This is a genomic window from Microcoleus sp. B3-D2, assembly GCF_036705345.1.
Lineage (GTDB): Bacteria > Cyanobacteriota > Cyanobacteriia > Cyanobacteriales > Microcoleaceae > Microcoleus.
This window is the reverse complement of the sequence record NZ_JAUBUG010000007.1, coordinates 82,772-106,483: the sequence shown is the minus strand read 5'-3', so window position 1 is coordinate 106,483 and position 23,712 is coordinate 82,772. Positions and strand designations below refer to the sequence as shown.

Sequence of the window (23,712 nt, the reverse complement as noted above, 5' to 3'; positions counted from 1 at the left end):
ACAATTACCGAAAACACGGCGTTACAGCATCTATGAAACGAGAATCACCCCAAATTATCGAACTTACAGAATATCAATTAGCCACTTTTGAACAAGACTCAATCCCAGAATCAGTAGGCCAAAAAATATACCATAATTATGCCAAGGAAATCGAGATAGAATTTCCCAACTTTAAAACAAAATATCAATGGCATTTAAAATCTAAAGGCAGAGTTGGCAACATTCCTATCACTCCAGAATTTCACATCGCCATCCGCCCAAAGGTTCCCATAAACAACCTCTTCGGAATGATTGACTATGCCTACAACCTTAAGATAAAATTTCCCCAAGGCTCGATTCAGTGCCAATCTTTACAAGAAAGTTACGAGAGATTAGCTAACATTCTTGCCCAAAAAATTCTAGAACGCTGTCGCAAAGGATTATATCGCGATTACTTATCCAAAACAGAAAGACTCGCCTACATTCGCGGCCGCGTCGATTTGCGGTCAGCCCTGCAAAAACCTTGGGATGTTAAACTAAAATGCCACTATAACGAACAAACAGGCGATATCGAAGATAATCAAATTCTCGCTTGGACACTTTTCATCATTGGCCGCAGCGGTTTGTGCCGTGAATCTGTTTCATCCACTGTGCGAAAAGCCTTTCACGCACTCCAAGGATTTGTTACATTAAAACCTTTTAAACCAGAAGCTTGTATTGATAGAAATTATCACCGTTTGAATGAAGATTATCAACTTTTACACGCCTTATGTCGATTCTTTCTAGATAACACAGGGCCTAGTCACGAAACAGGCGATCGCGAAATGCTCCCTTTTCTCATAGACATGGCTAATTTATATGAACAATTTGTCGCTGAATGGCTCAAAGCAAATACACCAAAACGCTTTAAGGTCGAAGAACAATACCCAGTTAAACATGACAAAGATTATTTCGATGAGATTGACTTAATTATACGCGATATTGAAACAAATGAAATCCTGTACGTCCTCGATACAAAATACAAAGCTCCCGATAGAGTAGGCAGTGATGACCGTCATCAAATAGTTGCTTACGCAAATGCCTTAAATTGCCAAAATGCAATTCTCGTCTACCCGCAAAACCTCAAACAGCCACTAGAAATAAAACATGGTGAGATTCGAGTTCGCAGTCTAACTTTTTCCCTAGATAGCGACCTCAATGAAGCCGGAAAAACCTTCTTAAAATCTCTACTTCCAAACACCCTCCCCTAACTCTACTCTGCGCCCTCTGCGCCCTCTGCGGTTCATTTATCCACAAAAAAAGAGGCGCAATTGCGCCTCCCAAATCTTTCATGTCTGTGTTCTAAACACTAACAGCCACTTTCGCTTCTTTTGCAGTCAACTTCTCGTAAGTCGCCCGCATCTTCAATCCGACTAACACTTGGAACAAACCAGTTCCATTGTTAGAACCAGGATATTCGCGGTGCTGAAGCAACAGGTGAGTTAACTCGCCTTCATACTTCGCAGAAGTCTTGCTCAAATGGCTTTCGATGTAAATAACTTCTTCGAGATTCTCGAATTGACCATCTACTTCCAAAATGGAGACTTCGTGACCGTAGAAAGCATCAGGCCCGTAGTACATCTTAATTCCGGGATAGGAACAAGTCAGCTTGCGGCCGCAAGGAACCCAGTTAATTGTTGAACCTTCGTCAAACAAATACGCAGGCTCAAAATTGGCGATGCCTTCACGCTGGATCATTTGCACGCGCAGAACTTTCCGCTCCTTGTCATCTTTGATCAAGTTGGTCGGCAACACTTGAATTACCACATCAGCATATTGCTTTTGCGGGTCAATGTAGGCGGTAAAATCAGGTTTGCGAGCATTGATCGCAAACAGCACGTCTTCGTAACGGTGGCCCCGTTCTGCCATGTCGCGCTGGATTTTCCAAGCAATTTTTACCTCGTCGCTGATGTCGAGGTAGACGCTGAAGTCGAGGAGCGATCGAACTCGCTCGTCGTAAAGGGGATGCAGCCCCTCAATCACAATCACATGATTCGGCTCTACCCGCTCAGGAGGATCGAGCAGACCGGTTTCGTGGTTGTAAATCGGCTTGTCGATCGCGTGACCTTCTTTGAGCGCCTTCATTTGCTCAGCCATCAGGTCAAAATTGTTCGCTCTGGGATCAAGGGCTGTAATCCCTGTTTCCTTGCGCTGCTTGCGATCGAGACAATGATAGTCATCGAGGCAGATTACAGTAACGAAATCTTCCCCGAACAAATCTGTCAATCGGCGTAAAAAAGTAGATTTTCCGCATCCGGAATCTCCGGCAACGCCAATTAAAACCACGCGATCCGGCTTACTTGTCATAGTTTCCCTCTAACAAAATCACTGTTTACTAACTAACTCAAGTCTAGATTCCACAAAATTTCTGCCCGCAGGTAGCCGCAAGCAGGCTTTGTGCTGCTGTGCTACCCCGAGAGGATCAAGTTCTCACCAGCATACAGCAGTGAGTTGACTGCCTGCCCGGGAAGACCCAAGCAATCTTCAAGGCAAGTAATTAATACTAACTTTAGCGGTTAATCTTACCAGAATGCGTCGGCCCCCTACAAGCTCAGCCTCATTAAACTGCTCGAATCTTCCTTGATCTGGTGGGGCGCTCCCCAAATCACAAGGACTTATCGGGGCAGATCCCCCGATCGGGTAAAATATTGGCAGTACGCAGACAACAATAGCTATAGGTCAACAGCCGAACGCAATAGGGCTCGGTGAGCGCGGCGTTCGGCTAGTAGGGATTTGATACGCGAGCGATCGCAACTTCAACCTTCCCGCCGGCGTGGCGAGGCCCAAAAATTGGCGCGGCCAATTAGTCCCGATGGCCTTAAGAAAAAAGTAAATTGAGTCTAACGTCACATTCTCTTTCTTTATAACTCTGTATCGTGAAGGACAAGCAACAAATGTACAGCCCAAGCATATCTGGTGTGGCGGCCAACTCAGAATCAGGCAGCCGCATCTTTGTTTACGAAGTGGAGGGTATGCGTCAGAGCCAAGCAACTGACCAAATAAGTAACCCGATTCGCCGTAGCGGCAGCGTATTTATCTCCGTGCCCTACGAGCGCATGAATCAGGAAATGCGCCGGATTGCTCGCATGGGTGGAAGAATTGTCAGCATCCGCCCCTCCAACAGCGCTCCCGAAACAAATGGCAAAGTCGCACCAGAAGCAGGGCTACAGAGTCAGAAATCTGGAGAAGAAACTAAGCCCATGACTCAAGCCAAGGAAAAAGTTCAGGTTCCTGTTAACCTCTACAAACCGGCCAATCCCTATATTGGTAAGTGCATTTCTACAGAAGAATTGGTCAGAGAAGGCGGCGAGGGTACAGTCCGTCACGTCAAATTTGACATTTCTGGAGGCAATTTGCACTATCTCGAAGGTCAAAGTATCGGGATTATTCCCGATGGCACAGATAAAAACGGCAAACCTCACAAAATTCGGTTGTATTCGATCGCCTCCACCCGTCACGGAGACGATGTAGACGACAAAACAGTCTCTCTGTGCGTCCGCCGCCTAGAGTACAAAAGCCCAGAAACCGGTGAAAAAGTCTTTGGCGTTTGTTCGACTTTTCTCACCGGTTTGCAACCTGGAGATGATGTCAAAATCACCGGCCCCGTAGGCAAGGAAATGCTGTTGCCCGACGACGAAGAAGCCACCATTATTATGATGGGTACCGGTACGGGTATTGCTCCTTTCCGGGCTTATTTGTGGCGGATGTTTAAAGAAAACAACCCCGATTACAAATTCAGAGGTTTAGCTTGGTTGTTCTTTGGAGTTGCTTACACTCCCAACATTCTTTATAAGGAAGAGTTGGAGCAATTGCAGCGCGAGTTCCCCGATAATTTCCGCTTGACTTATGCCATCAGCCGCGAGCAAAAGAATGTTGACGGCGGCAAGATGTACATTCAAAACCGGATTCAAGAGAACGCAGACCAATTATGGGAATTGGTTCAAAAGCCGAATACTCACACTTATATCTGCGGTTTGAAGGGTATGGAAGGCGGAATTGATGAGGGAATGTCGGCCGCGGCTGGCAAATACGGCGTTGACTGGGCTGCCTATCAGAAACAGTTGAAGAAAGATCACCGTTGGCACGTTGAAACTTATTAATGTGTTACCTGATTTAATCTGATTTGTAGGGTGGGCTTGGCTCGCCCTACAATTGTTTTTAGGGCAATTGTCTCCGACTTGTAATATCGTTTCCGGTTGCATCGGAATAATGTTGACTGTTGACGGTTGACTGTTGACAGTGAACAGTGAACAGCCAACAGTGAACAGTCAACAGTCAACTCGCATTTACTATTCCGACGCTAACGGAATTGATATAAGGTACCGAATGCGTACCCTACAATACTATTTTCATTGCTCCGGTACGGGAATAGCCTACAATGGTTGTGGCTTAATTGAGTTTCTACGGGTCAAAGTCGTGGCTTTCAAAATTGGTTTGTTAGGTTTGGGTACAGTTGGCGCGGGAACAGCAGAGATTTTGCTCTCCCCAGACGGCCGCCATCCGCTGTTGCAGGAATTGGAAATCTATCGGGTGGGAGTGCGCGATATTTCTCGAACTCGGTCTTTACAATTGCCAGAAAATGTGCTGACAACTGACCTAGAAGCGATCGCAACTGACCCGGAAATTGATATTGTAGTAGAACTGATTGGCGGATTGGAACCGGCGCGATCGCTAATTCTGCAAGCTATTGCCAGCGGCAAGCACGTCGTCACTGCCAACAAAGCAGTTATCGCCCGCTACGGTAATGAAATCTTCGAGGCCGCCAACAAAAAAGGCGTTTACGTAATGCTAGAAGCTGCTGTCGGCGGCGGCATTCCGGTCATTCAAAGCCTCAAACAATCTTTAGGTGCAAACCGCATTAAAACTGTCACCGGCATTGTCAACGGCACAACTAATTACATCCTGACGCGGATGCAAACAGAAGGCGCAGACTTTGCCGAAGTGCTCGCCGACGCTCAGCAATTAGGTTATGCTGAAGCTGACCCCACAGCAGATGTAGATGGATTAGATGCTGCCGATAAAATTGCTATTTTAGCCTCGCTAGCTTTTGGCGGACGCATCAAATTAGCAGATGTTCACTGCGAAGGTATCACAAAAGTTAGTGCGGCTGATATTGACTACGCCGACAAGCTGGGATTTGTGATTAAATTGTTGGCTATTGCTCAAGAAACCTCCCGCTACAATGGCAAGCAAGCTGAGGGAGAAACCGAACTGCTGTCAATTCGAGTGCATCCGAGTTTTGTGCCGAAAACTCACCCGCTGGCGAGTGTTAACGGGGTTTACAATGCAATTTTAGTCGAAGGAGAGCCGATCGGGCAATTGATGCTGTACGGGCGCGGCGCCGGTGCGGGCCCAACAGCTAGCGCCGTAGTATCCGACATAATGAATGTGGCGGCCATCCTGAAAACCGAAACTGTTCCGATTCCCCATCCTTTACTCAGTTGCAGTCACCAACACTACTGCAAGATTGCTCCGATGCAGGAACTTGTTACTCGTTTTTATGCTCGTTTTCTGACGCGCGATACTCCGGGGGTAATTGGCAAACTCGGCACTTGTTTCGGCAACCACAAAGTTAGTTTGGAATCTGTTGTGCAGACGGGAATTCACGGCGATTTAGCAGAAATTGTCGTCGTGACTCACGATGTTAGGGAAGGGAATTTTCAACAAGCACTCGATGAAATTCGCGCGCTGGAAGCAGTCGATAGTGTGGCTAGCACGTTGCGAGTTTTGTAAAAGTGATTTGCTAGGGGCGGGTTTCACCGACAATATGTGCCAATAATTGACAATCTCTAAAACCCGCCCTTGCCCAACGGTAAATCCCGATGTACATTTGGCGGATGTGGTAGGGGCGGGTTTCACCGACAATATGTGCCAATAATTGACAATCTCTAAAACCCGCCCTTGCCCAACGGTAAATCCCGATGTACATTTTTCGCCTTTGATATAAGTAAAATTTGATGTGGGCTATCTGTTGTGTGCGGGCGGGTTTATGTAGATTGTTTGTGGTAATTAAATATTGTTGGTAAAACCTGCCCCTACCAAAATAATGAAAACAACCAAATTGGATTTTGTCGATGGCAAAACGGGAAGGCACTTGCTAGATTCTCTCTACGAAAAGTTTGCCAAACCCCAAATGCACGATACTTTTAAACCCAATAATCCTTCAATTTACGTTCGGCACGAGGAAGGGCAAGTTATTGATGGAAATTATATCATAAAAAAAGTGTTTGAAGACTCTCGCACTGGTTTTTATGCTGAAAGTCGCTTCCCCATTTCTGGCAATGATGCGCCTGTTTTAGTGATTCGCGGCTACGGTTCTTGGTATCCTTTCGAGCGCGTTTTGGAAGATACGCCAGATGTATTTATGGCCAAACTAGAACGCCAGTTAAAATCGGCGCAAACTGCGGGTGCTATTGATTGGATAAAGCAGCAATTTCACAGCGGGAATCCGCCCGATGTCATCGGAGAAAGTTTGGGTGGCAAAGTTGCTCAGCAAATAGCAGCAAAATACCCGGATTATATTAGATCAACTGTAATTTTTAATTCTTTGGGCGTTTCGGAAAAGTTAGCTAAAACTTCCACCGCTAAGAATGTTTTTCACTACTTTACTTTAGGCGAAAGGTATGCTTTCTGGGCAAATGAAGGCGATTACATACCGGGAACGATTTTTGTGATTTCCCAGAAGGGGAAAAGCTGTTGTTATAAAATCGAAGAGGCGATCGTCCGAATGGCGCGTTTTGAAGGCAATTTTCAGAAAAGACGAGCCCTGGTGGTAGTATTGGCTCAGTTGCTTTTGGTAAACAGACACAATGCGATCGTCCTCAACAAGCGAAGACCAGTAGTCGTTGAGATCGATCGCACTCAATTGCAAATTTTCCGAAAAAAGCGCTTTGTTTAAACTCAGACAGAATTGCTTCAGGCCGCAGATGGCTGATTTTCCCGCGCTGCGACTGCGAGAACCAGACAAAGTGCTGCGATCGCTTTTTCCCATTCTTGCTTTACAGCCGTGGGTTGAACTTCATCAAAGGCGCTAACTAAACGAGGGATCGCTCGTTCTAATGCCTGTCTGGGAATTGATTTGTGCAGATCAACTAAACGAGTTAAACTTTCTTGATTCTTCAAAAAACCGACTACCCATTTCGTAGTATGATCGGGACTGTCAGGCACATTTTTAATTTCTAGTTCTGTTTGCAACCAGTCGTAAAAAGGCGGCAGCTTTTGAGCTAAAACAGTTCCAGCAGTTGGCAAAGTTTCTTTGAGCAAACCACTATCCAGACTTGCGAATAATTGATTGAATTCCGGTGAATCGAGCAAGCTGGTTAATGGCAGTGAAAGCAGGGCTTCAGAAGCCTCAGGGGATACATTTAAAGTCCGCGAAAATGTTTGCAGCATTGGAAAGTCTCTGGTATTGATGACTTTTTTAGCCTAACAATCACGCGAATCAATGAATATGAGCTACCTCATATTAGCAACATTGTAATATCTGGATCGCCAAAGGAGCCTCTAAATCTAGCGGCGTGCTTCTGCGGTTAATAATTTGCCATTAAATATTCTACACAAATTCTCCCTTAGCAACCATTACCACCTTACCACCCACCAAAACTGTTATTTCCCCTTCATTCTTAGCGGCTTGTAACAACAGCAAAGAAGGTCGCTCGATTTCATAACCTTGCTCAACTCTGACATCAATCTTTGCTTGCCCATAATAAGCATATTCTACCAAATATCCCGCCAAACAGCCGTTAGCACTACCAGTCGCCGGATCTTCTGGAATTCCTAATGAATGGGCAAAAACTCGCACGCTTAAATCATTGACATCGTTGTAAGTCTCAGGGCAAAATATTAAAAGTTCTTTCGCTTCTGTGGTATCAATCAGCTCAAAATATCTCTCTAAGTTGACTTGAGCTTTTTTGAGCGAGGCGAGAGTTTTTAATGGGACAATTATAAACGGCACTCCCGTAGAAACTTCTTGAATTGGGAATCTCGAATCAATTTCATCGGTTTCTAAATTCAGCACATTTGCCAGAGTTCCGGCTGATAAAACTTGACCAAAACTAGGCGCGTTTTGTCGCATCCACAAAATATCTGCCGATTCATTGTGATAATTAAAAGTGACGGGGATTTGACCTACGGCTAGATTGAGAATTACTCGATCGACCTTTTCGCGAATAATCTCTTGCTGCAACACAAACGCAGTGCCCAAAGTCGGATGACCGGCAAAGGGCAATTCCTTCTTGGGCGTGAATATCCGCACGTCATAGCCGCCATCTCGCGGATCGGGCGATCGAATAAACGTAGTTTCTGAATAATTGATTTCCCTCGCTATCAGCAGCATTTGGGCCTCAGATAGTTCGGCAACTCCCGCACCGCAAAATACAGCTAGTTGATTGCCAGCATATTTTGACTCGGCAAATACGTCAACTATATAAAAATTCACATTTCCCTCGTTCAACAGTAGTTTGTGTAGCAGGGGTTTCAACCGCCTCCTCCTTATAAAAGAAGTTTTTAACTTGCTATTTCAAACAGCGAATTGCTTCCAACATTCCCCTGGCTTTATTAAGCGTTTCTTCGTACTCCATATCCGGGTTAGAATCAGCCACCAAACCAGCGCCAGCTTGGACAGAAACCGAATGTTTATCGCCTCCTTGAGAACGAACAACCATAGTCCGAATTGCGATCGCACTATTCAACTGTCCCTCAAAATCATAATACCCGTAAACCCCAGAATACGGCCCCCGGCGACAACCTTCCAACTCGTGCACAATCTCCATCGCCCGAATCTTCGGAGCACCGCTAACCGTACCCGCAGGAAAACCAGCTTTCAACAAATCCCAAGCTGTCTTATCCTCAGCCAATTCTCCCACCACATTGCTCACAATGTGCATGACGTGAGAATAACGCTCAATTTCCATTAATTCGTCAACTTTTACAGTACCGTTTCGGCAAACTCTTCCTAAATCGTTCCTGCCCAAATCAACTAACATGACGTGTTCCGCAATTTCTTTCGGATCTTGCAGCAATTCAGCAGCCAAAGCATCATCTTCTTGAGGAGTTTTACCCCGGCGGCGAGTGCCCGCAATCGGTCGCAAAGTTGCAATCTTCTTGCCATCAGCAGTATTTTCCGCCTTCACCATAATCTCGGGACTCGAACCGATAATCTGCCAATCTCCGAAATTAAAATAAGCCATGTACGGAGAAGGATTTATGAGACGCAAAGATCGGTAAAGTGCAAAAGAATCGCCACTGTATTCAGCCTCTAGGCGCTGCGAAATAACTACTTGAAAAATATCTCCCGCTTTGATATAATCCTTAGCCTTTAAAACATTGGCACAATACTTTTCACGGGTAATATTGCTAGTGTAAGCCAATTCTGTATTTCCGGTTGTGGAACGGGCATCTTGCCCGTTATTGGGAGGTGTCCATTCTATGAGAGTAGATTGCCGGGAAAGCGGCGATTGCAGCTTCTGAACTAACCGAGATACCCGATCGCACGCTTGCTGATAAGCATCGGCCAAATCAACGCCAACCTCCCGCAAATCCGCATAGGCGACGGCCCAAATTTTCCGCTTCACCTGGTCGAAAATCAGCAAATTATCCACCTGCATCCACAATCCATCCGGCAAATCATTCTCGCTTGCTGGATGCACGGGAACTCGCGGTTCTATCCACTTAATTAACTCGTAACCCCAAAAACCAAATAACCCGCCAATTCCCGGCGGTAACTGCGGCAATTTCACCGGTTGATAAGACTCCAAACATTCAGTTAAAGCTACAAACGGATCGCCCGTAAATACTTTTTCCGAACCGTCACGGTAAACTTGAGTTGTGCGAGATCCCCTTGCCTCCAAAATCCACAACGGATCGCACCCTAAGAAACTATAACGCCCAAGTTTTTCCCCACCTTCCACCGACTCCAGCAGAAAACTGTAAGGTTGACCCGCACAAACCCGATACCACGCAGACACCGGCGTATCCAAATCAGCAACCCATTCTTGATACACGGGTACAAAATTGCCTTGTTTCGCCAGTTCCGAAAATTGTGAGAAATCGGGAAATATCATATATATCAGAAGGAAGAAGGAAGAAGGAAGAGGGAAGAGGGAAGAAGAAAGAAAGAAGAAGGAAAATGGAATCCTGGCAATAATTTCAGCGATTAAAAGCGTCCTAACCGTCTTGGGTTCAATAAACAAAAGACGGAAAGCAACAGCCATGAGGCTGCTGGTACTCGCCAACTGCCATCACCGCCATCGGTTTGAGCGCGCGCAGCCCCTCTTGCAAACACCAGCGAAACAAACTTGCGTAACGCACCGGCAAGTGGAAAGAAACCTGTGCTTCGGAGTTCGACGCGACCGCCCCCAAAAGCAAAGCCTGCATATCCGCCTCAGTTTCTGCGACGCTGTGGCTCAAAGCCGACACCGCACAAGTATAAGCCACAATCCGACCTTGTTTGCAAGCAACCCAAGGAGAAAAGAAATTCAGGGCGTACTCAATATCGCTAGTTCGATCGCACCTGTATAATTTCTTGCACAAAGCCGCACATTCACCAACATCCTCACTAGCCATCGGTCGCACCTCAAACCCATAGTGCGGCTGGCTGCGAAACTTCCCTTCCATTAACACGAAAGGTTCCTTCACCTCAAAACCCAAAGAAGCGTACAGCGACAGCGACGCCATATTAAAAGATTCCTGAACCAAACGGATGCCCACAGCGTCCTGTCCGCGTTCCAGTAAGGCTTTCATGATTTCGCGTCCCGTGCCGCGGCCTTGAAAAGTTCGAGCGACACTGACGGGCCCGATACCGCGAATCGGGCTGCGTTCGTCCATAAACCCGCAGCCGACAACCGCACCCTCGCGATCGGCTACGATCCCAAAAAATACCGGACTCTCGATTAGCAAGCCCGTTATTTCGGTTGCAAAATCCAGCGTTGGAAAATCTGTAGGGAATTGATGGCGATCGGAAATATCTTTAAAAGCTTCATAAGTAATGGCAGCGCAAACATCGATATCAGAAGGCTGCGCTCGCCTGATTACGACATTCATTTTTAATTTAACGATTAACTTTTAATAAGATTAGAAGTTTGCAGTAGTATTGTGGCGCTGCGGGCTTAGCCTGCTGCGTCAGAATACTACTGCAAAAACAAGTTTACAAGCTGAGCCTTACAGGGAATATTACCTATGTTTTGCTCAGCCATGCAGTCATGCTCTAAGGATCGAAAGTCTTCTTACCGCTGAACTTCAGCTTAGCCGGATTTGGATTGCTGCCAATATTGCGGTCAATCTTACCGTTGTAGGGACGACCTTCGTTCACCTTCTCAGGGAACACGCCATCCTTGGGATGGAGGTACTCAGTAGTACCGTCGGGAAACACGCGGTAAATTTTGTAGTTCGTGATTTTGAATTTAGCCCGCAGTTGCTGGCCACCCAAAGCGATGCACTGCTCCTTGCGGGGCAGATGCAGCAAGTTGTCGCCTTGACGCATAATCGCAGCGCCACCAGTAGGCATTTCAAACACCTGCTCCTTGGGGCTAGTCCAAGTGATAGCGTACTTCTCTTCAACTAGCGCCTTGGTCAGCAAGCCGCCGGTGCTGCCGCCGAAGATTGGGGGTTGTCCAGTAAGTTGTTCGGCCATAGATATATCCAAAGGATTTTTACGGCATCGTATCATTGAGACTGCACGCTGTTCTCGAAATTGTAAGGAAAATTAACAGTTTTTTGGCGATCGATCTTTTCTGATAATTGATAATTAGTAATTAATAATTGATTATTGGTAACTTTAACCAAAGTTAGAAAACAGAATTAGGCAGCACGAATACCGAAAAAATAATCAAAAAAAAAACAGCAATTATTCTGGTGCTTGTGGGGCACCCGAATAATCGCACATTCCCCCAATTTTCCCCCACACACGATCGAACAATTTACCGCGCAACCCTAAGTCAAGAACCACTTAGGGTCATAGCCGCGCGGAATTTGGCTCAAAGCAGTCCAAGTTTCTTGATTGACAATCCCGTCGGCATCAATCCCAAAGCTTTTTTGAAACGCGCGAACAGCTTTGTCCGTCAAACTTGCAAAGTCGCCGTCAATTTTACCGCCATAATGCTTGGAACTTTTGAGAACTTCCTGAACAGTAGCGACTGCTTCCCCAGAACTGCCCAATCTCAGTATCGGCATATTAACTGGAGCTGCAGTATAAAGCGCCTGCCAAGTGAGCGGCCCGACAATGCCGTCCGGCGACAAGAAAACCCGAAACTGAAACAGCTTCACAGAAAATTCCACTGCTTTGTTAAAAATTCCTTTAGCAGGGTGCCGATAAAGTTGCAACTTGGTTAGCAGTTGTTCGAGTTCCAATACCGCTTTATCTTGGGAACCTAATTTTAGTTGTGGCTTGTTGGCCATAGGTTGAGTAGATTTCATCTGGCTTGTAGGTGACATAATCGATTTTCCTACCATCTAGGTTTGAGTATTCTTCTGGAAACAAACTTTTTCCGGGCGAAACATTTGCATCCTCAACTTTTCACGAATCAACACTGGCGTCGGCAGGCCTCAACAGATTCGATCGACTTTTACCATCTCACGGCTTGTGCAGGCCAGATTTATACCATTTTAGATTTTAGATTTTAGATTTTAGATTGGGGATGACGGATTACTATCGGGGTTTGCAGCTTGCCTACAGTTGCATTCTTTTTTTAAACTGGTATGAATTAGCGGCAGCATTCCTAGGTATTCTGTCGCCAAACCGGGTTTAAGAGGGCAAGCGCGTGCTGAATCTGCTTTGATACTTTCTATCCTAAAGGTGAACACCGCTCCCGCCGCATCACCTCTAAGGCCGATCTAAGAGGGTGAGGCTTGAGGGTGACAGAGGGTGTAGCAGCGGAGGCTGGTTCTGCTGCGAAAACTTTTCTGTGCAATCGTGTCTCGATCGAGACTTGCGCGCTCAGACGCTCACAAACCCGGTTTTTTAACTTTGTTCCAAGGCTTTAAGCAACTATTTTCTTTAAAAAACCCAGTTTTTGCCAACGTTTTGTTAATCTAGGTCGCCAGCACCCTACAAAAGAGTTGTTAGCTCAATAGTGTCGGCAGCGCGCACCCTACAACGAGAGTTTAGACGTGAGTAATGTGCGCTTCGGTACACCCTACAATTTTAAGGATTTTGTCTCACCGGCTTAAGGCCAAGAACAACAGATAGGCACTTGAAATTATTAAACATTAGGGTGATTTACAAAATCCGAAGGCCATACGGGACAAATCAATCATGTATTTATAAAAAATTTGATTTCTAATGCGAGCGGGGCAGGGGAATAATCCAACCCGGCAAAATCTACGCACAACCTCAAAAAAAATTCACTATAATTATAGCAATCCCCGCATCATTTGTGAATTTCTTACTCCCTCATAGCGGCTTCGGGAAGGGTTGGGGTGGGGTAAAAAATTTACGACTCCTGCAAGGATTGCTATACAATTTATATGGTGAGTGTTTGCCCTAAAGAACCGGAAATAATCGACACCCTTGTAATTCCGAGCGCTGACAACAGACTGGAATATCCGAATCAGGCACATAAAAATTGTTTACGTTATTTTTTACCAATAAAGCAGAATGCCAAGGTACAGGATTGGGAATGTTTATTGGGTATCAAATAGTAACTGAAAAACCTTGGGAAATGTGGGAATAGTTGTCATACTTAGAAGAGGGAACAGAGTTGGGGTTCGGTATTTCGATTTAGGGTAAACCGAGGGTTAGTTGGCAGCGATATGTCATCCGTTATTAGTGATTAGTTAACTGTTATCAATTGAGTCTAAACAGTGGGAATAGTAAAGTGAAATTCACTTCCTCGGTCTTTTCCTGCCGAATCTACCCAAATTTTACCGCCCCAGCCGGCAACAATCTGTTTGCAAATTGCTAATCCCAAACCGGTACCGCCGGCGCTGCGGCGCAAAGCTCCTTCTTCTTGATAAAATCGATCGAACACTACTTTTAAACTGTTCGCCTCGATTCCCCTCCCCGTATCGGCTACGAGCACTTCCACCATTCGAGAACCGTTGCATTTCGCTCGCACTGTCACGCTTCCTTGAGGTGTGGTGAATTTGCAAGCGTTGTCTAAGAGTTTGGAGAGCACCTCCACCAACCACTCTCCGTCAGCTTGCACTAAAGGTAATTCTGCCGACACCTCGGCGATAATTTCCGGTAACTGTTGATCGACCGTGCGCGATCGCACGCTGCTGAGGGCCAAATCAACGCATTCTTGCAGCGTCAGCGATTCTACATTCCATTGGACTCGCCCGCTTTCTAAGTGAGAAAGAGTTAAGAAATCCTGCACGAGTTTCCGCATTCTATCGGCATCGCCGAGGGCAGTTTCTAACATGATTTGCCGCAATTCTGGGGGCATATCTGGTTCGGAGTTCAAACTTTCCAAACAAACTTGAATCGTAGAAAGAGGAGTGCGGAGTTCGTGTCCGGTGATGGCAATTAGATTGCTGCGAGTTCGGTCTAATGCTTCTAATTGTTGGTTAAGTTCTTCTAAATGAGCGTAGGTTTCTGCTTGAATTAAGGCGGCTCCGAGTTGGGTGGCGATCGCCTCTACTAAAGCAATTTCGTCTTCTTCCCAAGGTAAAACTGATCGGCACTGGTGCATTTCCACCATTCCCAAAACCCGCCCCTGATAAAGCACTGGCACCATTAACCAAGAGACAATTTGCCAATTTTTTACAGTTTTTTTCAGGGATTTTGTATTGACAATCAGCGGGTGTTGTGATGCGTCTTGGATGTAAACTCGCTCTTGCCGCGCCACCGCGTCGCTCCATATTTGATTGTCGTGCAACAGCCAAGTCTGATCCAGCATGGAACTAGCGCCCGGAGCCAAAAACTCGCGATCGATTTTGACCGCCACATCTGTGGCCTTGCACCGATAAATCAAACACCGGCTTGCCGACAGGGCAGTACCCAGTTCTTGGACTGCAACTTCGACGATTTCTTGCGGGTTGAGAGACTGCCGCATTGCCGTGGTAATTAAGTTTACCAGGCGTTCTTTGCGTTCCTGAGCGGCGATGGCGCTGTATGCTTTGAGCAGTTTGTGCTGGCCTGCTTGCAAATAGGTTACTAAGCGTTCGGTAAAAGCATCGCTCAATTTTGGATTGGGAATTTTTGAGTTTTTTCCCGTAATTATGTCGGGTTTGGCGGCTTTGGAAGTGGCGGATTTCCTCGTTTTTTTCGGTGTTTTGACGAGCTTGTAAGCAGTTCGTGCTCGATCGATCTTTTCGGTCAATTCCGGGCGATAATTGACAATTCTATCGAGCAACAATGCGGCAGCTTTGGAGCTTACCTCGCGATCGAACGTCCAAATTCCTTCAAATCTGCGAGCTTGATCCATCAACTGTGGCCCGCGATCGTCCTGGTTGTCGATCGGCACAATTTTTTCTTGACAAATCAGGCAAGTTGAGTAGTTTTGCCCCAGCACTACTAAGTGCCACTCTTTACTTAATCCGTCCTCCGGTGCAAACGCCACAGTTTCGTGACACTCCGAAGCATTTTTAAAGTCAGTTTCCGGTGCTGCCAGCACGTATACCTGAGACGAGCGTGAGGCAATTCGCCGGTAGCGGTGAGCTTCCTGGCGGTAGAAGCGCTCTCGCTGAAAGCTTGCAATGACTAGCGGTTCGTCGTCGGAACCCGCCAAAACTAAGTCTTCCATCGCGTGAGACAGGGCTGTCATGGAAGATTTGAAATAAATTTGTGCCCGCAGTTGGGGCAAAGCTTGCAGAAGTTCTGCCAGTAGCGAAATAGGGACGATCATCTAGCCTTAAACGTGCATTTTTGCCGATGACAAAACAGGATCGATAGGAGGTTTAGAGCGATCCCTTTTCAGTATCTGATACATTTATGCTTCATAACACGACTGTTTAAGTCATATCATGCTAGGCATATCATTTAGACGAATCTAAGCAGAGGTATGCCTCCAAGACCTTGAGTTCATCCCAAAGTCACCTGTTTTTACCTCTAGGTTTTGACGCCAACTCATCTATTCAGGCTTCGATTCGGGCGTTAGCACTCTCACCATTCAGACTTGTTAGGCACCGCTTGCGGACCTCTTGCATTATACTATTCTTGAGGTATTTGATATCAGTGCCATCTGTATCGGTTTTTGGCGAACCGGTTTTTGGCGATCGATCGGGCTAATCGGCAATTAAACTTTCAAAAATCACAAATAATTGGCCGTTAGTTTTTAACTAACGGCCAATTATTTTGAGGACTTATATCCAATCTGGTTAGATGCGGAATGATGCCAAGGGTGCGAGCATCATCGCGAGATCTTAAGCTCGCACTGAACTCGGACAATTATTATTCCGATGAAGCGCGGAAACGATTTTCACCAAAATCTATGAAGAAAAAGGGTTTCGGACACCTAGTTTGTAAGTCCTATATTTTGTTTGAGGCCTAGCGCCTAAGTATAAATGCTGCGGCTGTGGTTGTATTAGGCTAGTTCGCCCCCTTCGTCGCTGCCGCCCGGAGATGATTTGTAGAGAGCATCTAATTGTTCGCGGGCGTCTTGGACAGTCAGCGAACGCATCACTAACAGTGGCTCATTGACTATGTTTCCCTGTTCGTCTAAAAGTTCTGGATGCGGTACAGATTGAGAGCCAGGATAGGATGGGTGGCGATTATTTGCCATGAATTGTTGAGGACGCTGAGACTCCATACCAACGGTGACTAGACTGCGGATTAAGTTACCGACTGCCAGAAAGGCAAGAACGGTAAAAGCTAAAATATAAAGCAGGTGCAACATTATCTTCTCCTCCGGGCTAAACAGCCACACAGCAATTTACAAAAGTGTTTCAGCAAGTAATAACTTATTAACTGGAAATCTGTTTGAGGTTGTCAAGTGGGCCGCCACATTTCCCAAGGTTGGGGATTTGACTGCAAATTTAACTTGAACTCGCTTCCTTATTTTCCAGGGGGAGCTGACTGCAATGAGCGAAAGCGTGCCGATACTTGCCAGCATTCGGCGAGCAGTCTGTGCCACGGCATCAGTGCTGTGGTTTCAATCCCAACTTGACCTCCGGTTGCTTGAAATAGACCTTTAGCTGCGCCTACTTCTTGCTGAGCCTGTTTGACTCGCGCCAGCAAGTCAGATTGCTCCTCGTCGCTGAGAAAGGGCATTTCCTCAGTTTCTAAGAGGTTTGCCGATCGGTCGAACCAGTAATTGAAATCCTCTAACAGCGGTTCCAGTAACGCTTTGAGCAATTCTGATTCGGGCAAGTTGGAATTAAGCATGGATCAAAATTGGGTTATTTATCTATTATAGTCTTAGACGGTCTTTACAAATTGTAACATATTTTTAACAAAAATTCAAGGGTTTCACAACAATTAGTAGGTGGGTGTGAATAAATTTAACTGTGTCAGCAGCCATTTTTGAGTCGAAATCCCAAAAATCTGCCAAATTAGTTAGCGATCTCACGGGTGGTTAGAAACCGGGTTTTTTCAGGCAATACTTCGTTACACTCCACCAAAATAGTAAAAAACCAGGTTTCTGAGAGTCGGAGTGCGCCTCCCACTAAACCTCGCAACCATCAGGGCCGTTGCTGTAATTTTCCAGGGTGTCCCCCAACCTGAAGTCGGCGCTTGCTGTCCCAATCTGAGTAATATAGAAGCAACTGCCACTAAATTAATTGCTAATTCAGCCGATGTCTAGCTCAGAATCCATGTCCCCTCCAGAAGAGTCCGTTAAGATTGAGTTGCCCCGCACGAGTGAGTCGGAGGCACTAAAAAAAATTCGCCACACCACGTCCCACGTTATGGCGATGGCGGTGCAGAAGTTATTTCCCAAGGCGCAAGTGACGATCGGCCCTTGGATTGAAAACGGTTTCTATTATGACTTTGACACTCCCGAACCTTTTACGGAACAGGATTTAAAAGCCATTAAAAAAGAGATGATCAAAATCATCAACCGTAAATTGCCTGTAATTCGGGAAGAAGTCAGCCGCGAGGAAGCGGAACGCAGAATTAAGGAAATTAACGAACCTTACAAATTAGAAATTTTAGAAGGTTTGATCGAACCGATTACTCTTTACCATGTGGGCGAGGAATGGTGGGATTTGTGCGCCGGGCCTCACTTAGAAAATACCAGTGAGTTGAATCCAAAGGCGATCGAGCTAGAAAGCCTAGCAGGCGCGTACTGGCGCGGCGACGAAACCAAAGCTCAGTTACAGCGCATTTACGGCACTGCTTGGGAAACTCCCGAACAATTAGCAGCATACAAACACCGCAAAGAAGAAGCATTAAGGCGCGATCACCGCAAATTAGGCAAAGAATTAGGCTTATTTATTTTTGCCGATGCGGTGGGCCCGGGTTTGCCTTTGTGGACGCCGAAAGGCACTGTTTTGAGAAGTATTTTAGAAGATTACTTGAAACAAGAACAAATCAAGCGCGGCTATTTGCAAGTAGTGACTCCGCACATCGCCAGAGTCGATTTGTTCAAAATTTCCGGCCACTGGCAGAAATACAAAGAAGATATGTTTCCGCTGATGGCGGAGGATGAAGAAGCGGCAGCAAACGAACAGGGTTTTGTCATGAAACCGATGAACTGCCCTTTTCACATTCAAATTTACAAAAGCGAATTGCGTTCCTATCGCGAATTGCCGATGCGGTTGGCGGAATTCGGCACAGTTTACCGCTACGAACAATCGGGAGAATTGGGCGGTTTAACGCGGGTGCGCGGCTTTACGGTGGATGATTCCCACTTATTTGTCACGCCGGAACAGTTAGATGCTGAATTCTTGAATGTGGTGGATTTGATTCTGTCAGTCTTCAAGAGTCTGCAACTGAAAAACTTTAAAGCGCGTTTGAGTTTCCGCGATCCGAACAATTTAGAGAAATACATCGGTTCCGATGAAGCTTGGGAAAAGGCTCAAGGTGCAATCCGCCGCGCGGTGGAAACTTTGGGCATGAATTATTTTGAGGGAATTGGAGAAGCGGCTTTTTACGGGCCGAAACTCGATTTCATTTTCCAAGATGTTTTGGATAGAGAATGGCAATTAGGAACTGTTCAGGTAGATTACAATTTGCCAGAACGTTTTGATTTGGAATATGTCGCTGAAGACGGCACTCGCAAGCGTCCGGTGATGATTCACCGCGCTCCTTTCGGTTCTTTGGAACGCTTGATCGGGATTTTGATCGAGCAGTATGCGGGCGATTTTCCGCTGTGGTTGGCGCCGATTCAGGTGCGGTTGTTGCCTGTCAGCGCCGAGTTTTTGCCGTTTGCGAAGGAAGTGGCCGCGAAGATGAAAATGCTCGGAATGCGCGCTGAAGCTGATGAGAATAGCGAGCGTTTGGGCAAGTTGATTCGCAATGCTGAGAAGGATAAAATTCCGGTGATGGGTGTTGTGGGTGCGAAGGAAGTTGAGGCGAATAGTTTGAATATTCGGACTCGGGCTTCTGGGGAGTTGGGGGCGATTTCGGTTGATGAAGTGATTGGAAGGTTGCAGGCGGCGATTAGCAGTTATGGGGACTTTTAGGGAATTTTAATCGCCGATTTTAGAACGGGCGAGACGCCCGTTCCACAATTAACTTAATGGGCGTCTCTCCCGTTCCACGATTCACTTAACGGGCGAGACGCCCGTTCCACAATTAATACAAATGATAAGCTGTTGTGCATTTAATTTTCACAATCCTCTCCCTTGCCTTTGCGGGCGGGTGATGCTGAACCAATTGTAGATTTACAAGCGTTATTAAATGGGGTTTACGATCGCGCCGCCTATGACTTTAGAATAGATTACACCGCCGCACCCGTTCCCCCGCTGCCAGAACCAGATGCTGCTTGGGCTGATGCTTTGTTGCGGGAGAGGGGATTGAGAGGATGATGGATGGAGGTTGAAGTGCGATCGCACAGATATTAGTCGCTCAGATATAATTAAATAACCCAAAGTGGCGAGAAAAAGTTATGGCAGATATTCAAATCAGCGTAGAAGGACAAGATGCAGTTGCGGCTACCGAGGAATTATTTGCGATTTCTGGGTTGTCGGGAAATTGGGAAACAACCGGGGATGATGAAAAAGAGGGACTTTTAGTAACAATTGGCGCTATTGTGGGTATTGTTGGCGGGAGTTTAGCAATAGCAGAACAAATTCGGAAGTGGTATCAAGAGTATAAAAAAGGGAAGTCTGGCAAAAAGATCGAGAAAGTTTTGCTGATTGGTCGGCGCGGGCGGCGGTTGCTGTTGGAAAATGCGACGATCGACCAAATTAAGCAAATCCTAGACGAATAAGCCTCTTTGACCTGATTTCCCCAGTCCGCGAAGGCGGACGAAAGTTTGTGTACGATCGGTTTCAACAGGCGACTCCGATCGGCAGGGAGAAATATTCCAACCAGATGAGCAAAATATCCGGAAACGAGAAAAACAAGAAGGAAGCTATCTTTAATCTTATTCAATATATTTTATTTAGCTAGAGCTTAAAAACTCTGGCGGGCAGTCGGGGAAAGCATCACCTGTCAACCTTACATAACTCCCTACCGTGAGAATCCTGCACCTCGATCTCAAAACTGTTCAAAGTGATTATGTCGAATTTCGCTATTTTTTAGACAATCCTAATAATTATCAATCGCGACGGCTGTCTCTGACAGAAATTGCCGATCTAATTAATATTGTGGAACAGGATTATTATGTTGCTTTACCAGAAAGCTATCCTGTTACGGGAAAACGCTTATTTGACTGGCTCGATGGCACGGATAGCCTGTTTTCTCAAAAAATCCAAGAGTTGACTGGAGAAAGCATAATTTTAGCCATTGCTGTGGCAGAAAAACTCGCTCATTTGCCTTGGGAAGTGCTGCACGACGGTAAGGATTTTTTAGTGGCAAAACCACAGCCGATTATTCCTATTCGCTGGGTGTCTTCTGACAGCATTAAAAAGTTGTCGGTTGATGAGGCAAAGCCGGAAAATAGAGCGCTCAATCTCTTGTTTATGGCAGCTTCGCCCGAAGATGCAAAACCTGTGCTGGATTTTGAGAAGGAAGAAGGATTGATTCTGACAGCAACGGCGCGGCAACCTTTAGCATTGATAGTTGAAGAAAGTGGCTGTTTGACGCAATTGGGAGATTTAGTTAATAGTCACCAGCGGGGATATTTTGATATTTTTCATTTAACTGGTCATGCGACAATTAATGAGGAAAAACCGCGTTTTTATACAGAAACAGAGACTGGTAAAATTTATCTAGCTAGCAGTCAAGATATTGCTAAAGCGTTCAATCTCCGTCCTCCAAAACTAATGTTTCTCTCCGGTTGTCGCACCGGACAACGTGGCGAATCGGGGTCGGTTCCTTGTTTGGCTGAAGAATTGCTGAGTTTCGGAGTAAAAGCTGTTTTAGGTTGGGGGAAAAAGGTTTCAGATGGGGATGCGACTGCTGCGGCTGCGGCACTGTATTCTAGTTTGGCGGCGGGCTATGAATTGACGGAGGCTTTGGCTAAAACTTATCAAGCTTTGATTGAAAACCAGGCGCGGGATTGGCATTTGTTGCGGCTTTATGTAGCAGGAAATTTGCCCGTAAATTTGGTTACAACTTTGCGGACTCCCCAGCGCAAATCCGCACCGAAACCGACGGTTACAAAACAGTTTTTGGATGCTGAGGAAAAGGTGAAAGTCCCAACTCGCGAAACTTTTGTGGGACGGCGGCGGCAGATACAATATTGTTTGAAAGCCTTGAAACCTCCCTCGGATCGATTAGGTGTCTTGATTCACGGGATGGGGGGTTTGGGTAAGAGTAGTTTGGCGTCGAGATTGTGCGACAGATTGACGGAATTTGAAAGCATTATTTGGTCGGGTAAAGTTGATGAAGCGCGTTTGCTGAGTAAGTTGGGCGACAAGTTGCAGAAGTTGCAGCGAGATGATTTGCAGCGAGATGATGAGGAGTTGAAATATCGCTTGCGTAACTTATTTTTGGGTTTGGAAGAAATAGCCGATTCCTCCACCTCTCCGGGTGTAGGCGGGAATTTGAAGCCTTTTTTATTGGTTTTGGATGATTTTGAAAATCATCTAGAAGCGCGACCAAATAGTGGCTATGTGTTGCAGCCGGAAATGGCAAGGATTTTAGATGCTTTGGTTTGGGCACTTAAAGAAACTAATGGGCCTCACCGTTTAATTCTAACTTGTCGTTACGATTTTGCTTCGCCGCTGTTGCGGGATTTCTACAAGCAGGGTTTGGATGGTTTTAAAGACGCAGATTTGCAGAAAAAATGCAGTTGGCTTTTGGCTTTGGCGCCCTGTTCTAAGGTGGATAAGGAGTTGCAATTGCAAGCGCAAAATTTGGCGGATGGAAATCCTCGCTTGTTGGAACGGCTGGACTTGGTGTTGCTAGCTGAACAACTGGATGTAACTGTGATTTTGGAACGGATGCAGGAGAAAACTGCGGAGTTTCGGGAAGAGATTTTGAATGAGGAATTGTTGAAGCAGCTATCGCCTGAATTGACAAAGATGCTGGAGTTGGCATTAGTTTATCAGTTGCCCGTACCGAGGGAGGCGATCGCGGCTGTTTGTAAAAGTATTGTTGAAATTGACAAAATTATCGATCGGGCAATAGCCTTGGGTTTGCTAGAAATGAGTCCAGATTCATCGCTGCGAGTGCCCCGGATTTTGTCGCTGAATTTGCCGGAGGATAGCGAAGGTTTGCACCGACAAGCGGCTGAGGTTTTGTATCGTCTCTGGTGGGAGGAAGCGGAATCTTCTAGGGAGGAACAGGCGTTAGAAACTTATCGGTTGGCGATGCTGGGAAAGGTAGAAAAGGTTGCGGTGAAAATGGCCCATGTTTTGACGAATAATTGGATAAATCAAAGTCGATTTCGGGAAGCTGTGAAAACTTGTGAGGAGACTTTAGCAGTTTTTCCCGATTATCGCATTTTCCACAGTTTGGCTCGTTCGGAGGCTGAATTGGGTAAAACAGATGCCGCCAAAAAGTATTACCAACAAGCACTAGATGAGTGTCCGCTAGCAGACGAAACAGGAAAGGCAGGCATTCTTCACAATCTAGCAGGAATTTATGCCAATCAAGGGGATGTAGCCGGGGCGCTCGCACTTTATGAACAATCTCTGGAACTTTGGGAAAAGATTGGCGCTGTCCGAGGGAAAGCTGGTAGTTTGCACGAACTAGCAATAATTTATGCCAATCAAGGGAAAGTAGCCCGGGCGATCGCACTTTATGAACAATCTCTGGAAATTTACGAAAAGATTGGCGATGTTCAAGGGAAAGCTGCTAGTTTGCACCAACTAGCAGGAATTTATGCCAATCAAGGGAAAGTAGCCCGGGCGCTCGCACTTTATGAACAATCTCTGGAACTTAAGGAAAAGATTGGCGATGTTCAAGGGAAAGCTGCTAGTTTGCACCAACTAGCAAGAATTTATGCCGATCAAGGGGATGTAGCCGGGGCGATCGCACTTTATGAACAATCTCTGGAACTTTGGGAAAAGATTGGCGATGTTCAAGGGAAAGCTGCTAGTTTGCACCAACTAGCAATAATTTATGCCAATCAAGGGAAAGTAGCCCGGGCGCTCGCACTTTATGAACAATCTCTGGAAATTTACGAAAAGATTGGCGATGTTCAAGGGAAAGCTGCTAGTTTGCACTGTCTGGCAGGAATTTATGCCAATCAAGGGGATGTAGCCGGGGCGATCGCACTTTATGAACAATCTCTGGAACTTGAGGAAAAGATTGGCAATGTTCAA

At 46.0% G+C, this 23,712-nt stretch carries 19 protein-coding genes; 8 read left to right on the top strand and 11 right to left on the bottom strand.

What is annotated here, in order from left to right:
• The first annotated feature begins 32 nt into the window (after positions 1-32).
• Positions 33-1,229: a 5-methylcytosine restriction system specificity protein McrC gene (locus QUB14_RS04590; RefSeq protein WP_333214551.1), complete on the top strand. Its 1,197-nt coding sequence runs from the start codon at positions 33-35 to the stop codon at positions 1,227-1,229.
• 91 nt (positions 1,230-1,320) lie between these two features.
• Here the strand turns inward: QUB14_RS04590 and QUB14_RS04585 are convergent, their stop codons facing one another.
• Entirely contained in the window at positions 1,321-2,325 is a 1,005-nt protein-coding gene (locus tag QUB14_RS04585; RefSeq protein WP_333035850.1) for a phosphoribulokinase, read from the bottom strand.
• 587 nt (positions 2,326-2,912) lie between these two features.
• On the opposite strand from QUB14_RS04585, the gene petH reads away from it, so the two are divergent.
• Positions 2,913-4,118, top strand: coding sequence for a ferredoxin--NADP reductase (gene petH / locus QUB14_RS04580; protein ID WP_333214553.1), 1,206 nt, complete (start codon positions 2,913-2,915; stop codon positions 4,116-4,118).
• A 316-nt stretch (positions 4,119-4,434) separates the two neighbouring features.
• On the top strand, positions 4,435-5,751 hold the full coding sequence (locus QUB14_RS04575) for a homoserine dehydrogenase (RefSeq protein ID WP_333214691.1): 1,317 nt from the start codon (positions 4,435-4,437) through the stop codon (positions 5,749-5,751).
• 10 nt (positions 5,752-5,761) lie between these two features.
• Here the strand turns inward: QUB14_RS04575 and QUB14_RS04570 are convergent, their stop codons facing one another.
• The gene (locus QUB14_RS04570) at positions 5,762-5,947 is read right to left on the bottom strand and encodes a hypothetical protein (protein WP_333297088.1); all 186 of its coding nucleotides are present in this window, start codon (positions 5,945-5,947) and stop codon (positions 5,762-5,764) included.
• A gap of 117 nt (positions 5,948-6,064) precedes the next feature.
• On the opposite strand from QUB14_RS04570, the gene QUB14_RS04565 reads away from it, so the two are divergent.
• A complete protein-coding gene (locus tag QUB14_RS04565; protein ID WP_333214555.1) occupies positions 6,065-6,916 on the top strand; it encodes a hypothetical protein in 852 nt (283 codons plus the stop codon).
• Positions 6,917-6,933: 17 nt separating this feature from the next.
• Here the strand turns inward: QUB14_RS04565 and QUB14_RS04560 are convergent, their stop codons facing one another.
• The 9 genes from QUB14_RS04560 to QUB14_RS04520 form a co-directional block, all read right to left on the bottom strand.
• Entirely contained in the window at positions 6,934-7,410 is a 477-nt protein-coding gene (locus QUB14_RS04560; RefSeq protein WP_333214557.1) for a hypothetical protein, read from the bottom strand.
• Between the two features lie 160 nt (positions 7,411-7,570).
• A complete protein-coding gene (locus tag QUB14_RS04555; protein WP_333214693.1) occupies positions 7,571-8,455 on the bottom strand; it encodes a PhzF family phenazine biosynthesis protein in 885 nt (294 codons plus the stop codon).
• Between the two features lie 76 nt (positions 8,456-8,531).
• Positions 8,532-10,079 carry an anthranilate synthase component I gene (gene trpE, locus QUB14_RS04550; RefSeq protein WP_333214559.1) on the bottom strand — a complete coding sequence of 516 codons (1,548 nt, stop codon included), beginning with the start codon at positions 10,077-10,079 and terminating at the stop codon, positions 8,532-8,534.
• Positions 10,080-10,197: 118 nt separating this feature from the next.
• Complete coding sequence (locus QUB14_RS04545; protein WP_333214561.1) at positions 10,198-11,058, bottom strand: GNAT family N-acetyltransferase; 861 nt, start codon at positions 11,056-11,058, stop codon at positions 10,198-10,200.
• A gap of 163 nt (positions 11,059-11,221) precedes the next feature.
• Complete coding sequence (locus QUB14_RS04540; protein WP_332949173.1) at positions 11,222-11,647, bottom strand: photosystem I reaction center subunit II PsaD; 426 nt, start codon at positions 11,645-11,647, stop codon at positions 11,222-11,224.
• Positions 11,648-11,946: 299 nt separating this feature from the next.
• Complete coding sequence (locus tag QUB14_RS04535; RefSeq protein WP_333214563.1) at positions 11,947-12,447, bottom strand: peptidoglycan-binding protein; 501 nt, start codon at positions 12,445-12,447, stop codon at positions 11,947-11,949.
• Between the two features lie 1,361 nt (positions 12,448-13,808).
• Positions 13,809-15,800, bottom strand: coding sequence for a DICT sensory domain-containing protein (locus QUB14_RS04530; RefSeq protein WP_333214565.1), 1,992 nt, complete (start codon positions 15,798-15,800; stop codon positions 13,809-13,811).
• Positions 15,801-16,478: 678 nt separating this feature from the next.
• On the bottom strand, positions 16,479-16,790 hold the full coding sequence (locus QUB14_RS04525) for a DUF2973 domain-containing protein (protein WP_190662628.1): 312 nt from the start codon (positions 16,788-16,790) through the stop codon (positions 16,479-16,481).
• Positions 16,791-16,948: 158 nt separating this feature from the next.
• The gene (locus QUB14_RS04520) at positions 16,949-17,278 is read right to left on the bottom strand and encodes a DUF2605 domain-containing protein (RefSeq protein WP_333214567.1); all 330 of its coding nucleotides are present in this window, start codon (positions 17,276-17,278) and stop codon (positions 16,949-16,951) included.
• A 410-nt stretch (positions 17,279-17,688) separates the two neighbouring features.
• On the opposite strand from QUB14_RS04520, the gene thrS reads away from it, so the two are divergent.
• The 4 genes from thrS to QUB14_RS04500 form a co-directional block, all read left to right on the top strand.
• A complete protein-coding gene (gene thrS / locus QUB14_RS04515) occupies positions 17,689-19,518 on the top strand; it encodes a threonine--tRNA ligase (protein ID WP_333214569.1) in 1,830 nt (609 codons plus the stop codon).
• Positions 19,519-19,680: 162 nt separating this feature from the next.
• The gene (locus tag QUB14_RS04510; protein WP_445251809.1) at positions 19,681-19,863 is read left to right on the top strand and encodes a DUF4058 family protein; all 183 of its coding nucleotides are present in this window, start codon (positions 19,681-19,683) and stop codon (positions 19,861-19,863) included.
• Positions 19,864-19,943: 80 nt separating this feature from the next.
• Positions 19,944-20,267: a hypothetical protein gene (locus QUB14_RS04505; RefSeq protein WP_333214571.1), complete on the top strand. Its 324-nt coding sequence runs from the start codon at positions 19,944-19,946 to the stop codon at positions 20,265-20,267.
• A 247-nt stretch (positions 20,268-20,514) separates the two neighbouring features.
• The coding region (locus QUB14_RS04500; RefSeq protein WP_333297086.1) for a tetratricopeptide repeat protein at positions 20,515-23,712 on the top strand (3,198 nt) is incomplete at its 3' end.

Coding starts and splice junctions, on each gene's coding strand:
- thrS (WP_333214569.1), top strand. CDS start 17,689: ATGTCTAGCTCAGAATCCATGTCCCCTCCAGAAGAGTCCGTTAAGATT.
- QUB14_RS04525 (WP_190662628.1), bottom strand. CDS start 16,790: ATGTTGCACCTGCTTTATATTTTAGCTTTTACCGTTCTTGCCTTTCTG.
- QUB14_RS04565 (WP_333214555.1), top strand. CDS start 6,065: ATGAAAACAACCAAATTGGATTTTGTCGATGGCAAAACGGGAAGGCAC.
- QUB14_RS04560 (WP_333214557.1), bottom strand. CDS start 7,410: ATGCTGCAAACATTTTCGCGGACTTTAAATGTATCCCCTGAGGCTTCT.
- petH (WP_333214553.1), top strand. CDS start 2,913: ATGTACAGCCCAAGCATATCTGGTGTGGCGGCCAACTCAGAATCAGGC.
- QUB14_RS04520 (WP_333214567.1), bottom strand. CDS start 17,278: ATGCTTAATTCCAACTTGCCCGAATCAGAATTGCTCAAAGCGTTACTG.
- QUB14_RS04590 (WP_333214551.1), top strand. CDS start 33: ATGAAACGAGAATCACCCCAAATTATCGAACTTACAGAATATCAATTA.
- QUB14_RS04505 (WP_333214571.1), top strand. CDS start 19,944: ATGGCAGATATTCAAATCAGCGTAGAAGGACAAGATGCAGTTGCGGCT.
- QUB14_RS04530 (WP_333214565.1), bottom strand. CDS start 15,800: ATGATCGTCCCTATTTCGCTACTGGCAGAACTTCTGCAAGCTTTGCCC.
- QUB14_RS04570 (WP_333297088.1), bottom strand. CDS start 5,947: ATGTACATCGGGATTTACCGTTGGGCAAGGGCGGGTTTTAGAGATTGT.
- trpE (WP_333214559.1), bottom strand. CDS start 10,079: ATGATATTTCCCGATTTCTCACAATTTTCGGAACTGGCGAAACAAGGC.
- QUB14_RS04535 (WP_333214563.1), bottom strand. CDS start 12,447: ATGTCACCTACAAGCCAGATGAAATCTACTCAACCTATGGCCAACAAG.
- QUB14_RS04545 (WP_333214561.1), bottom strand. CDS start 11,058: ATGAATGTCGTAATCAGGCGAGCGCAGCCTTCTGATATCGATGTTTGC.
- QUB14_RS04540 (WP_332949173.1), bottom strand. CDS start 11,647: ATGGCCGAACAACTTACTGGACAACCCCCAATCTTCGGCGGCAGCACC.
- QUB14_RS04585 (WP_333035850.1), bottom strand. CDS start 2,325: ATGACAAGTAAGCCGGATCGCGTGGTTTTAATTGGCGTTGCCGGAGAT.